Annotated in this window: 10 protein-coding genes; 2 read left to right on the top strand and 8 right to left on the bottom strand. The window is 70.9% G+C overall.

The window, feature by feature from the left end; translation table 11 throughout:
* Positions 1-113: 113 nt before the first annotated feature.
* Positions 114-1,838, bottom strand: a complete 1,725-nt coding sequence (locus tag VZL07_RS31230) for a protein kinase domain-containing protein (protein WP_426751597.1) — start codon at positions 1,836-1,838, stop codon at positions 114-116.
* Between the two features lie 120 nt (positions 1,839-1,958).
* Here VZL07_RS31230 and VZL07_RS31225 point away from each other — a divergent pair, with 120 nt between their 5' ends.
* On the top strand, positions 1,959-2,726 hold the full coding sequence (locus VZL07_RS31225) for an FHA domain-containing protein (protein ID WP_426751596.1): 768 nt from the start codon (positions 1,959-1,961) through the stop codon (positions 2,724-2,726).
* Positions 2,727-2,780: 54 nt separating this feature from the next.
* Here VZL07_RS31225 and VZL07_RS31220 read toward each other — a convergent pair whose 3' ends face one another.
* Positions 2,781-3,143, bottom strand: a complete 363-nt coding sequence (locus tag VZL07_RS31220) for a TraR/DksA family transcriptional regulator (RefSeq protein ID WP_002640271.1) — start codon at positions 3,141-3,143, stop codon at positions 2,781-2,783.
* A 127-nt stretch (positions 3,144-3,270) separates the two neighbouring features.
* On the opposite strand from VZL07_RS31220, the gene VZL07_RS31215 reads away from it, so the two are divergent.
* Positions 3,271-4,152, top strand: coding sequence for a DNA integrity scanning protein DisA nucleotide-binding domain protein (locus VZL07_RS31215; protein ID WP_426751595.1), 882 nt, complete (start codon positions 3,271-3,273; stop codon positions 4,150-4,152).
* An 8-nt stretch (positions 4,153-4,160) separates the two neighbouring features.
* Here the strand turns inward: VZL07_RS31215 and VZL07_RS31210 are convergent, their stop codons facing one another.
* The 6 genes from VZL07_RS31210 to dnaK form a co-directional block, all read right to left on the bottom strand.
* Positions 4,161-4,721 (bottom strand): PspA/IM30 family protein, encoded by a 561-nt coding sequence (locus VZL07_RS31210; RefSeq protein ID WP_426751594.1) that lies wholly within the window; start codon positions 4,719-4,721, stop codon positions 4,161-4,163.
* Positions 4,722-4,736: 15 nt separating this feature from the next.
* On the bottom strand, positions 4,737-7,016 hold the full coding sequence (locus tag VZL07_RS31205; protein WP_426751593.1) for a vWA domain-containing protein: 2,280 nt from the start codon (positions 7,014-7,016) through the stop codon (positions 4,737-4,739).
* A 49-nt stretch (positions 7,017-7,065) separates the two neighbouring features.
* Complete coding sequence (locus VZL07_RS31200; RefSeq protein ID WP_426751592.1) at positions 7,066-9,597, bottom strand: AAA family ATPase; 2,532 nt, start codon at positions 9,595-9,597, stop codon at positions 7,066-7,068.
* Between the two features lie 50 nt (positions 9,598-9,647).
* Entirely contained in the window at positions 9,648-10,058 is a 411-nt protein-coding gene (locus tag VZL07_RS31195) for a thiol-disulfide oxidoreductase DCC family protein (RefSeq protein ID WP_426751591.1), read from the bottom strand.
* 1 nt (position 10,059) lies between these two features.
* Positions 10,060-10,935 (bottom strand): hypothetical protein, encoded by an 876-nt coding sequence (locus VZL07_RS31190; protein WP_426751590.1) that lies wholly within the window; start codon positions 10,933-10,935, stop codon positions 10,060-10,062.
* Between the two features lie 223 nt (positions 10,936-11,158).
* On the bottom strand, positions 11,159-13,069 hold the full coding sequence (gene dnaK / locus VZL07_RS31185) for a molecular chaperone DnaK (protein WP_426751589.1): 1,911 nt from the start codon (positions 13,067-13,069) through the stop codon (positions 11,159-11,161).
* Positions 13,070-13,087: the final 18 nt, after the last annotated feature.

The raw sequence follows: 13,087 nt of genomic DNA, 5'->3' as shown, positions 1-13,087 counted from the left end.
GGTGGAAGCCCGGGCCTTGCCGCCCTCTCTCCTCTGTTGGGAATGGCGGCTCGCGCCCCGGGGAAGCCGCCGCCTGGGCCCGGGAGCCCGCCGCGGCACCTCCGCCCGAGCCGCTACGGCGAGGCGGGCTGTGCCACGGTGCCGTTCAGCCGCTGCTCGATGAGGGCGCGCGCCTTGGACGCGGGCTGCTCACGCAGGTGGCGGTTCCACCAGCCTCGCGCCTCTTCCTTGTCGGGATTCTGGCGGTGCCAGTAGACCTCGCCCAGCTTCAGCGCCAGCTCCGGGTCCCCGCTGCGGCTGAAGGCCTCGCGGTACTTGGTCGCCGCCAGGCCCACGTCAGCGCGCTGCAGGGCCTTGTCCCCTTCTCGCGCCAGCTCCAGCGCGCGCTCCACGTTGCGCTCGCCCGAGACAATCGCCCGGTCATAGAGCGGCACGTCCGGGCTGGCACCCACGGCGGTGAGGTTGTTGGAGGAGCCCGCGGGCACCGGCGCGTTGTTGGGCAGGGCATACGGCAGGTCCTGCGCCCCGCTGCCCGCTCCCATGAAGAAGTAGTAGGCGAAGAACCCCGCCGCCGCGACCACCAGGAGGATGGTCAGCGACTTGAAGAAGAAGGCCACGCCGCCGCTGCCACCGGCACCGGGCTGGGTGTGGACGAGCGAATCCGTCTGCTCCCGGGCGACGTCCATCGCCTCGGCGTTCGCCGGCAGCGGCTCCAGCACCCCCGGCAGGGCGCGCACGGTCGCCTCCATCGTCACTTCGTTGCCCCACCCTGGCAGCGTGGCGTCGCGACCGTCCCCCTGCGGCTGCGGGCCGGCGGCGGACTTGCGCGGCAGCGGTGCCAGCACCGCCGACGAATTCGCCGCGCGGCGCGGCGCCGAGTCCATCCGGCGGCGCTCCTTGTCCACGGCCTGGAGCTCGGCCTTGAAGGCCTCGGCGCTGGCGGGCCGGTCCGCGGGATTCTTGGACAGCGCCCGCAGGATGAGCCGCTCCATGGCCGGGGAGATGCGAGCGTCCGGCCGCCGGCGCGAGGGCGGTGGTGGCTCCTCGGTGAGGTGCTTGGTGGCGAAGCCCACCGCCGAGTCGGACTCGAAGGGCAGCAGGCCCGTCATCAGCTGGTAGAGGATGACGCCCACCGCGTACAGGTCGGAGCGGTGGTCCAGCTGCGAGCCCCGCGCCTGCTCGGGCGACATGTACTCGGGGGTGCCGCACACGAAGCCCGCACGCGTGAGCGCCGGCCCGTCATCCGTGGAGTCGGTGATCTTCGCGATGCCGAAGTCGAGCACCTTGACGAAGTCCGGCTCGTTGCGCCGGGGCTCCACCATGATGTTCTCGGGCTTGAGGTCGCGGTGGATGACACCCGCGCCGTGCGCGTCCGACAGCGCGCTCAGCACCTGGCTGACGATGCGCACGACGCGCGCCTCGCTCAGCGGCCACTCGCGGCTGAGAATCTGGTGCAGGTCCTGCCCCGCCACGTACTCCATGGCGATGTAGAGGGCGCCGTCCTCGGCCTGCCCGAAGTCGAGCACGCTGATGGAGTTGGGGTGGTTGAGGCGGCTGGCGGCCTTGGCCTCGCGCTGGAAGCGCGCCACGGTGCGCTCGTCCGACAGCAGCGTGTGCCGCAGCACCTTCAGCACCACCACCTTGTCCAGGGCGAGCTGACGGGCGCGGTACACCTTGCCCATACCGCCCTCGCCAATGAGGGCCTCGACCCGGTACTTGTAGGCAATCGTCTTGCCGACGTACTCGTCCGCGTCGGGCGCGCGCACGAGCGTCGCGCCGCAAGCGGGACAGAAACGGGAGGATTCTTGGGCGTCAGCGCCGCAGGAGGGGCAGTGCAAGGAAACGTTCCCCAAAGGGGTGGGACACGGACTTCACCACGCCGCTCGGGTACTGGGCAAGCCGCGCGCAACGCAACGCGAGCAACCGGGCTCCGGCCCTGGTACAACCCCTAGCCCGCCATGGACGCGATGGAATACTGCCCACGCTGTGACACCGAAAACCCCCGGGACGCCTCCGTCTGCCGGGCGTGCGGCTCGCCGCTGCGCTCCGGAACGATGGTGATGGCCGTCGCCAGCGTCGCCTCGCGGCCCCAGGTCTCCATCCGCGTGGTCCGGGCGGACGGCGGCCCCGAGTCCATCGTCCGCATGCAGCGCGACACCCTCACCTGTGGCCAGCAGGGGGACATCGCGCTCGCGGACGACCCCTTCATCATGCCCCTCCAGGTGCGCTTCTTCTTCTCCGGCGCCCGGCTGGCCGTGGAGGACGTGGGCGGCGCCAATGGCGTCTTCATCCGCCTGCGCCAGGAGCGCGAGCTGCCCCCGGGCGGCGAGCTGCGCCTGGGACGCCAGCGGCTCGTCCTGGAGCCCATTCCCACCGCCGCCACCGGCCCCGGCGGCACGCAGGTCTGGGGCTCACCGGACCCCGGCTACCGGCTGCGGCTGGTGCAATTGCTGGAGGGAGGCCTGCGCGGCGGCGCCTTCCCCCTCCGCGAGGGCGACAACCTGCTGGGGCGCGAGCAGGGCGACCTCACCTTCCCCACGGACGGCTTCGTCTCCGGCCGTCACGCGGTGCTGCAGGTGCGGCAGGACCGCCTCCAGGTCCGCGACGTGGGCTCCTCCAACGGCACCTTCATCCGCCTGTCGGGGCCCACCTTCGTGGACAACGGGGACCACTTCCTCATCGGCCGTCAGCTGCTGCGCGTGGAAATCCAGGCGCCCGCGGCCTGAAAAAGCAAAGGGCCGCACGGGGGAGTCCCCGCGCGGCCCCACAGCCTCCGGCGCTCAGCCGTAGGACTTCTCCTTCTTCTCCTGCTCTTCCTTGCAGCGGATGCAGAGCGTCGTCACCGGGCGCGCCTCCAGGCGCTTGGGCGAGATGTCCTCCTCGCACCGCTCGCAGATGCCGAAGGTGCCGTCCTCGATGCGGACCAGCGCCTTCTCGATTTTCTGCAACAGGAACTTCTCACGGTCCCGCAGGCGGAAGACCATCGACTGCGCGTATTCGGAAGACGCCAGGTCGATCTCATCGGGAAGGTCGTCCGTGTCGAAACTGGACTCCTCCACCAGGGTCTTCTTGGCGCTCTCGAGCAGGCTCGTCTTGCTGTCCTCGAGCATCTTCTTGTAACGCTTGAGATCTTTCTGGTTCACAGCCTTCGCTCCAGTCCAGCGAGGGTTTGGGGCCCTGCACCCCAAAAAAAGGGCCCGAAAGCTTTATTCATGTGGTCTTCGGTGTCAAGCTGACCTGGGTACGTACCGAGGGTGAAGGGAGGGGCGTTTGACCGAGAACACCAAGTTCGATCGAGAGTTCCTTCGCTCGGCCCTCTCGCTGGCCGGCAAGAACGAAGTCGATCACTTCCTCTATATCTGCGACACGCCCATTCCCGCCGAGGAGTTTCGCGGCCGGCCCGCTCGGAAGAAGCTCGTCTACGCGGTCACGATGCCCAAGCTGGCGGAGGAACACCTCGCCAAGAAGGTGCGCGCGCTCGTCATTCCCGCCTACGACTATTCGCGCACCGAGCGGGTGAAGGTGGCGCTCGTGTCCGCGCTGTCCCAGGGCGCGTTCAAGGAAGGCGACCTCGTGCTGTGCATGACGGGCAAGGTCGGCCGCGCGCCGGACACGCTGATGCAGATGCGCATCGGCGGCTCGCTCGATGACCGGCTCGCCATCGAAGGCGTGAAGCTGGGTGACGAATTCAACTCGCAGGTGGTGGACGCCCTCATCCAGCTCGCGCTCCAGATTGGCCAGGAGGGCTTCGAGGGCCACCCCATCGGCACCATCATCACCATCGGCGCCCACACCACCGTGCTGGAGAAGAGCCGGCAGATGACCATCAACCCGTTCCAGGGCCTCTCCGAGGCGGAACGGAACGTGCTCGACCCGAAGATTCGCGAGGCCATCAAGAACTTCTCGGTGCTCGACGGGGCCTTCGTCATCCGCGAGGACGGCGTGGTGCTGGCCGCCGGCCGCTACCTGTCCGCCGCGGACGAGGCGGTGAAGATTCCGCTCGGGCTGGGCGCCCGGCACGCCGCCGCCGCGGGCATGACGTCCACCACCGGCTGCATCGCGCTTGTGGTGAGCCAGACGTCGGGCGCGGTGCGGCTCTTCAAGGGCGGCAACATCGTCCTGGAGCTGCACCAGACGGCGCGCCGCACCTGAGGCGTCCCTCAGTCCCCCTGCTCATTCCGCTCCTCGCGGTAGATGTCCGCCAGGGCGTGCGCCCGCTCGACCTCGTCCCGGGCCGCGTCCACCACCAGCGCCTGATCGAAGCGGGCCACGCGTTCGCGCAAGGCCTCGGTGACGATGCCGCCCACGGTGAGCCGCGCCGAGGCGCTGTCTCGCTCGCGGCGCAGCTCCGCCACCCGGTCCCCCAGCTCGCTCGCGGCCTCCAGCAGCAGACGCCCGTCGGACTCGGCCCGCGCCAGTGAGTCACGCGTGGTGGCGAGCAGGTCCTCCGCCTGGGCCTGGTCCTTCTCCAGGACACGCACGGCGTGCACGTCCCCCCGCTCCTTGGCGGTGGCCCGCCGCGAGGTCAGCGCTTCCAGCCGCCGTGCATAGCGCTCCTCGGCGCGTGCCAGGTCCGCCTTGAGCGCGAGCAGCGTGGCCGCGGACTTCCGGACCTCGGCGGCCTGCCGGTCCAGGGTTTCGATGAGCTGGTCGAAAGCGGCCAGCGGGTCCGCTGGACGCGACGGCTCCTTCTTCCGTTTCCCGAACAGGCCGAAGAACATGGGCGTGGGCACAGCCTACCCGAAGGGCCGGCACAACAGCCGCACGCGCTGCAGGGCCGCCTGCGTGGCCTGCCCACCGGCGGACAGCGCTGCCAGGTAGCGCGACGGGGTCAATCCGTACACGCCCAGCAGGTGCTGGAGCAGCAGCAGGCTCTCCGCCGCGCGACGGTCCGCGGGTGCCAGCGCGGCGGCCTCCACCAGCGCGCCCAGGATGTCCGTCACCCGGTGCACGACGTCCGCCCCCGGCACCTCCGCGCCGACGGGGTGCTCGGGCTGCTCGGGGAAGAGCGCGTCGAACGACGCCTCCACGGCCACGGGCGCCGGAGCGGCCCTCCCCGCCGCCACGGCCTCCAGCGCGTCCAGGTGGGGCGCGAGCTGCTCGAGCGCGTCACCCGACACCGGCACGTCCCGCGGCAGGAGCGTGCGCCAGGGCGTGTCGAACTCCGTTCGCGCCCAGAGAATCTCCTCGTCGGAGAGGTGGTGGTAGAAGGCGCGGCCTCCCGCGGCGCGCTGCTCGCGCACGAGCACCCGGAGGTCGGGGTTCTCCTCGCCCAGGGAGATGAAGCTCAGCGCGATGTCCAGCGCGTCCATGGGCGCGCGGGTGCGTCGGATGAGCTCCAGGTCCACGCGGTCCTCGCCGTCGGTGATGAGCACCACGGTGGCCCGCGCGAGATAGGGGTCGCGGCCCTGCGCGGCGCGGATGGAGTCGAAGGCGGACATCAGCGCCAGCGTGATGTCCGTCTGGCCCTCGGCGGGCGAGTCCCGGAACAGCTTCTCAAGCTGCCGCGTGGCCTCCAGCGCCGAGTCCACCCGCGACAGCTCAGTGGGCACGTCATTGAAGAAGCTGAAGTACAGCGGATCGAAGTTCTCTCCCCGGCGAGCCTTGACGCGCAGGTTGTTGAGCTCCGCGATGACGATGGCGTCCCGGAACCGGGCGCGCGCGCCATGCATGGACCCCGACGCGTCGCAGACATACACGCGCACCGCCGTGCGCTTCACCTTCCGAGGACGCGGAGGCGGCTCGTCGTCCAGATAGGCGCGCACCAGCTGGTGGCCCGCCGCCAGGTCGCGCAGCAACATCCGAGGGTCGGTGAGGACGAAGTTGTGGACTTCGTGGAGGCTGCCCGTCGTGTCGTACGTCATCGTCTGCGTCGGGTATGGAACGCGTCGGGGCACGGCCCTCGCCGCGCGCGTATCCGCCAGGACGATCTCCTCCGACAGCGCATCCTCCACATCGAAGTAGCGGGCGCAGCCCGCGGCCAACTCGAACGTGGAGAGCTGCTCGGGCCGCAGGGAGAAGGCCAGGTCCGTCAGCAGCTCATCGGGCCGTGGCGGCCCGGAAGGCGCGTCGGGTGGCGCGGGCGCCTCGCCGAACCAGTGCGACAGGGAATCGAGCTCCGCTCGCTCCATCAGTGTCGACAGGTGCGCGGGCGGGGGCAGCAGCGGCGTCAGCGCGGCGCGGGCCGCGTTCGCCAGCGCCACGTCCCCGGCTTCCAGCGCGCGCTCGTAGAGGCCCTTGAGCGAGCGGTAGGCCACCTGGGGCTCACGCCGGGCCGTATGCCGCACGTGCCGGAGCAGCTCGTCCATGGAGCGCACCGCGGGGACGGCGCGCACCCGCTCACGGGACTCGGCCACCTGGCGCCGCAACGCCATGCCCCGCTCACGGTCATGGTCCGTGCCCAGCCTCAGCAGCAGCTCATGCGCCAGGTCCAGGTCCCTGCGCTTCTGCATGACATCCGTGGCATTCGCCCGAGCCCGTCCCGCGAAGAACTCCGCGGCCGCCAGACGCGCACTGGACGGCGCCTGCCGCGCACGGGGCGCGTCCGCGCGCACGTAGATTTCGAGCCCCTCATCGTCTCCCTCCGGCTCCGAGGCTGGCCGGGCGAAGAGCTCCGCCACCTTCACCACGCGCGCCAGCTGGACGAAGGCCTTCTCCAGGACGGCGAGCGCCCCCGGGAGCGGCTCTCCCGCCCGCCACGCGCGCTCCACGAGCTCCACGCACGCCTCGACCTCTTCGAGCGCCTGATGGGCCCGCTCCAGCAGGCCTTGCGCCAGGACCCCGGCCCTTCCCTTTCGCAGGCCCAGGGACTTGAGGAGCTGCGCGTCCGCCGACGTGTGCACCCCTACCCGGTCCAGGTCCCGGTCCAACGCGGAGAGCACCGGAAGCGCGAGGTCCTCCGGCCCCCGCGCCCGGCGCCCCAGCAGCGCCCACGAGCGCCACCGTCCGCGGGAGGGGGCGGGTTGCTGGAGCGTGTCCAGGCGCTTCCGCAGGTCCGCGAGCCGCCGCGCCAGCACGCTCAGCGCCCCCGCCCCACGTCACCAGGCCGTGGCTCGAAGGGCCTGCTCATGGCGCCGCCCGCCGCTCCAGCACCTGCCGGCTGAAGCGCCCGAAGTCCTCGTCGATGCCCCGGAGCTGCTGCTCCAACCGCCGGGCCCCCTCCCCCAGGTCTCCCGGCATGCTCCCCAGCAAGGCGAGGACGCCCCGGAGCCGCACCAGTTCCCCCTCCTTCAGGGCGAGCATCGGGAAACGGCTGCGCACCAGCCGGTCCACGGTGCGCTCGGCCTCGGACCGCTCCGTCAGCGACTCGGGAGGCGGCAGGGCCGTGAGCAGCTGGGTCAGCCAGCTGCGCAGGTACTTGACGCGTGTCTGGACGAAGGACAGCTCCGCGTGGGCCACCGCCGCGCGCACCGCTTCCGAGAGAAATCCCGGAGCGGCGATGCCTCGGCTCGGTGAGAGCTGCCCATCCAAGCCCAGGAGCGCGGCCAGCTCCCCATCCGGCGCGTTCGCTGCGAACTCGCCCCGGTAGAACACGTAGGCGTCGCCATTGAGCACGGACATGGCCGCGGGAGGCGGGCTGCTCACCTCGCGTGAGAGCCGCCGGGCGTGCTCGCGCAGCCGGGACTCGATGACTTCACGGCACTCGGTGAAGACCGCCTCCACGGGCACGCCCTCCCGCCGGAGGTTCTCCGCCACCGACTGCACCGCGCGTCCGTACTGCTCGATTCGCTCGAAGGGCGTGGACGACAGCGCCTCGCGCGCATAGGCGATGCCCAGGGGCAGCAGCAGCTCCTGCTTCAGGCCCTGCTGCGTGGGGTCCAGCGCGGCCAGGGAGGCCTCCAGCTGGGACAGGCGGCGCGAGTCCACCGACAGCGCCTCGAGCGGCTCACGGCGGCCGCGCGCCAGGCTCCCCTGGAAGGCGAACACCGCGCGCCGGCGCAGCGCGGCCACGACGCGAGAACGCACGGCCCTCTCGGACGCGCGCAGGCGCTCCAGCGCAGTGGGGGCCCCTTCCGCCAGCAGCCCCGCCAGCTCCACCGTCTGGGAGAGCTCCTCCTCCAGGTTGTCCGCCAGTCCGACCAGGCTCTCCAGCTTGAGCCCATCCTCGAAGTCCACGCTCTCCGCGGAGAGGGCGATCATCTCCTGCGCCCCCTCCAGGAAGCGCGCGGTGGCCTCGCACAGGTGCGCATGGCCCGGCCGGAGCTCGGGAACGCCCTGACACAGCGCCAGCACGTCGCCGAACGAGGACAGCAGCGCGATGCCGCCCCGCCCCTCGCCGTGGCCCGCCATGCCGCGCGCGAGGCGCTGCTCCTGCGCCGCCACCAGCGCGCGCGCCGCGGCCACCAGGGGGGCCCGATTCTGCGCATGCCGGGGCCCTGGAACCAGCTTGGTCAGCAACGAGCGCGCGGTGGAGGAGACGAGCGCGGGCTGCCAGTTGCGCCCCAGGGACTCGGCCGCCCCCACCTCCTCGGACGACGCGAACGCCTGGGCCTCACGCTCCACGCCGCCGCCCAGGTCCTGCCGCACCTTGGCGAGCGACTCGTCGAAGGCGCGCTGCTCCAGCCGGACGATTTCGAGCTGCGCCCGCTCCCGCGGGTCCACCACCGCCTTGAGCAACGCCTCCGTCTCTCCCGCGGGCGGACCACCGAGAAGGAAGAACCAGCGCAATGCATCCAGGTCCTCGACGGTGGCCTCCAGGGGCCGGTCCGGCCGCCGGTAGATCTGGTCCCGCACGACGGCGGCCTTCAGCGCCCAGAGCGCCTTCACCACGGAGCGCTGGGAGAAGTACTTCGTCGGGACGTAGTCCGGCAGCTTCGAGACCTGCACCGCCAGCGCGCGCTCCAGGGAGTCCGCCAGCAGCTCCACGCCCTCCATGACGTGGCTGGGCACCACCACCTTCGTCACCGCGTCCTGGAGCAGGTCCACCTGCTGCAGCGACAGCTGCGCGCGCAGGTCGGGCCGGGCGCCGTGGGAGTAGCGCTGCAGCATGGCCGCCCGGCTCTCCCGGCGGGCAAAGGACTTGGGCACGAAGCAGATGAAGCTCAGCCGGTCCGCGAAGGCCAGGAGCAGCTCCGGCGAGCGCGCGAGCACCTCCGAGAGGTACCGGTTGCTCGTCATCACCACGCACTCGGTGCGCCCCGCCGTCACCCGCCGGCCGTGCTTCAGCTCGCGCTCGTACAGCACGTTGAGGATGGAGCGCAGCAGCATGTCCCGGCCGTCGAACACCTCGTCCAGGAACGCATGCTCGGCGCCGAGCATGCCCTCATCCGTGAGGTACTCGGTGCGCCCCGTCTCCGTCAGCACCTTGAAGTCCACCGGGCCGATGAGGTCCGTCTGCACGGTGGACTCCGCGAGCTGCTTGGAGAACAGCGAGGGCAGGCCCGTGCGCTCGTCGACGATGCGGCCCAGGACGGCGCTTGCGATGGCGCTCTTCGCCGTCCCAGGCGGCCCGACCACGAGCACGTGCTCGCGCCCCAGCAGCGCCAGCTCCAGCTGCGTGAAGAGCGTCTCTCGCTCCAGGTATGCCTCCCGGAGCTCACCGAAGAAGTGGCGGAAGGCCCGGGCGGCCTGGACGTATGAGGACGGTTGAGCTTGCACGGACGAACCCGAGGTTGCGGGGAGAAGCCATGCTATCCGCCGCCCTCGCCCTATTTGAAGTGGAGCGCGCACGCGCCGTCCGGGCACTGCCGTCCGGCGATGCGGAACCGGTAGCGGGCCACGAGGCGGTAGAGCACGTCCAGGAGCTGCCGCAGCCCGGGCAGGTAGTACACCCGGAGCAGCCTTCCCAGCGGCCGCCGCCCCAGCGCCAGGACGACGGCCTCCAGCCCCTCCACCACCCGCCCCTCCGGCAGGACGAGCTGCATGGCCCGCTCACAGCGGTCCGCGGTGACGCCCGGAAATGCGGCCAGCACGCCTTCGTCCCGGAACGAGCGCAGCCGCGTCCCCGAGGCCCCCAGCATCCGCTGGAGCCTCCGCGCCGCCCCGCTGCACAGGCGGCAATGCCCGTCGTAGAGAATCACGTCATGGCCCGGGGGCGTCGTGTGGAGCACCGAGCCCATGTCAGCGAGGCCTCAGGACGTCATGGAGGTGCCCGTGGACCTCGCGCCAGATGTCGTGCTGCCGCTCGATGGGGTCCATCAACTTCATGCCCAGGGTGGTCGCGGGGGAGCTGCCCTGGAAGGCGGAGTACTGACGCACCTGGGTGCCACCCTCCCCGTCCCCTTCAAAGACGAAGCGGTTCGTTCCGCGAAGCGGGTGCCCGTCCAGGGTGGTGATGTGAAGCGTGTTCGCACCGGGCTCCAGGCGCACGGTGATGGGCGCCCAGACCGGCGGCAGCCCCTTCTCCTCCAGGAACAGCTTCGCGCCATCCGCCAGCACCGCGGTCGCCGGTCGAATGCGGATGCCCGCCGCCTCGAAGACCGCAGCCGGGTGGCGGACGAAGTACGCATAGACCTGCTCCGGTGCGACGCCGGGGATGGTGCTGGTGTAGTCCGTCAGGGACGTGGGCGCGCCCGGGATGGGCGGGCTCGGCTTCAACTGGTCCAGGTGGACGCGCGCATAGGCGTCCACCGCGGCGTTGTCCCCCATCACCATGCTGGCCGCGGCGGCTTCGGACTGAGCCGCCGTCAGCGCCCCCTGCCGCAGCTGCTCCATCAGGTTGCCGGTGGGCTTGGGAGGAAACGCGCCGCCCACGCCGAAATCGAACTGATTGTCCGCGCCGGTCCGGGGGCCGCTGCGGGGCCCGGGAACAGCCAGCTCCGGCTGCCGCGCCAGGGACGGCCCCCGGTAGGGCTCCACCGACGAGGCCCCCGAGGCGGAGGCAGGCCGGCACTGCGCCGTGCGCGTGGGTGGAGGAAGCGGCGCTGGCACGGACGCCCCCTCGGTGGGAGCAGTGCCAGGCGGAAGCGGGGACGGCGACGACGCGATGCGGGACATGGGACGCCCTTTCACGAAAGGAAAGCCGCGCCAGTCCTTGCACCGGCACCGCCACCCGAGCCCCCAGTCCCATCAGCCGCTTGGCGCCCTCCGGCGTCCCGCTTCTCGTACAGCCGTCCTCGCTTCCGGAGCGCCACACCCGGTGCCCCGCAAAGCGGAAGGGCCGGCCCCCTCGAGTGGGAACCGGCCCTCCGCGTCACTTCAGCGGCTCACCGCGCCGGCACTACGACTGCCGGAACTCGGCGTCCACCACGTCGTCCTTCTTGGCGCTGGCCTGCGAGCCCGGCGCCGCGGAGGGACCGGCGCCCGGCGCGCCCTCGGCGCCCGGAGCCGCGCCGGTGGCGCGGTACATCTCCTCGGCGGCCTTGTAGCTGGCGGCCTGGAGCGTATCGAGCGCCGCCTTGATGGCGTCCTTGTCCTGGCCCTCGCGGACCTTGTTGAGCTCCGCCACCGCGTCCTCGAGCGCCTTCGCCGTGTCCGCGGACAGCTTGTCCTTGTTCTCCTTCAGCAGCTTCTCGGTCGCGTAGGACTGGCTCTCCGCCTGGTTCTTCATGTCCACCAGCTCGCGGCGGGCCTTGTCGGCCGCCTCGTTGGAGCGGGCGTCGGCGACCATCTTCTCCACCTCGTCCTTCGCGAGGCCGGACGAGTGGGTGATGGTGACCTTCTGCTCCTTGCCCGTGGCCTTGTCCTTGGCGCTGACGTTGAGGATGCCGTTCGCGTCGATGTCGAACGTCACCTCGATCTGCGGCACGCCGCGCGGCGCGCCCGGGATGCCCGTCAGGTGGAAGCGGCCGAGGCTGCGGTTGTCAGCCGCCATCTCACGCTCGCCCTGGAGCACGTGGATCTCCACCTGCGTCTGGCCGTCCGCGGCCGTGGAGAAGGTCTCCGACTTGCGCGTGGGGATGGTGGTGTTGCGCTCGATGAGCTTCGTCATCACCCCGCCCAGCGTCTCCACGCCCAGGCTCAGCGGCGTCACGTCCAGCAGGAGGATGTCCTTCACCTCGCCGGAGAGCACGCCGGCCTGCACCGCGGCGCCCACGGCCACGACCTCGTCCGGGTTCACCGAGCGGTTCGGCTCCTTGCCGAACAGGCGCTTCACGGCCTCCTGCACCTTCGGGATGCGCGTGGTGCCGCCGACGAGGACGATCTCGTTCAGGTCCTTCGGCTCCACCCCCGCGTCCTTCAGACACTTGCGGCAGGGCTCCAGCGAACGCTCGATGAGGTCATCGATCATCGCCTCGAACTTGGCGCGCGTCAGCTTGACGTTGAGGTGCTTCGGACCGCTCGCGTCCGCCGTGAGGAACGGCAGGTTGACGTCCGTCTCCATCGCGCTGGACAGCTCGATCTTCGCCTTCTCCGCCGCCTCCTTCAGGCGCTGGAGGACCATCTTGTCCTTGCTGACGTCGAGCCCGGTGTCCTTCTTGAACTCGGCGATCAGCCAGTCCATGATCCGCTGGTCGATGTTGTCGCCACCCAGGTGCGTGTCACCGTTGGTCGCGAGCACGTCGACCACGTTCTCGCCCACCTCCAGGATGGACACGTCGAACGTGCCACCGCCGAAGTCGTAGACGGCGATCTTCTCGTCCTTCTTCTTGTCCAGTCCGTACGCGAGCGCCGCGGCGGTCGGCTCGTTCACGATGCGCCGCACCGTGAGGCCCGCGATCTCACCCGCGTCCTTGGTGGCCTGGCGCTGGGCGTCGTTGAAGTACGCCGGGACGGTGATGACCGCCTCCGTCACCTTCTCACCCAGGTAGTTCTCCGCCGCGCGCTTCAGCTTCAGCAGCACCTGCGCGCTGATCTCCGGCGCGCTGTACTGCTTGCCGTCGATGTCCACGCGCGCGTCGCCGTTGGGGCCCCGGGCGACCTTGTACGGCACCAGCTTGGCCTCCTCGGGCACCTCGTCGTGCCGGCGGCCCATGAAGCGCTTGGCCGAGTAGACGGTGCGCTCCGGGTTGGTGATGGACTGGCGCTTCGCCACCTGGCCGACCAGGCGCTCCCCGTCCTTCGTGAACGCAACCACCGAGGGCGTGATGCGGCTGCCTTCCTCGTTGACGATCACCTTGGGCTCGCGACCCTCCATGATCGCCACCACGCTGTTCGTGGTGCCCAGGTCGATCCCGATAATCTTGCCCACGGTTCGTATCCTCCGGAA

Source organism: Pseudomyxococcus flavus (assembly GCF_050038885.1).
Classification (GTDB): Bacteria; Myxococcota; Myxococcia; order Myxococcales; family Myxococcaceae; genus Myxococcus; species Myxococcus flavus.
Note: the sequence above shows the minus strand (reverse complement) of the source record. Positions and strands in the feature narration are given on the sequence as shown.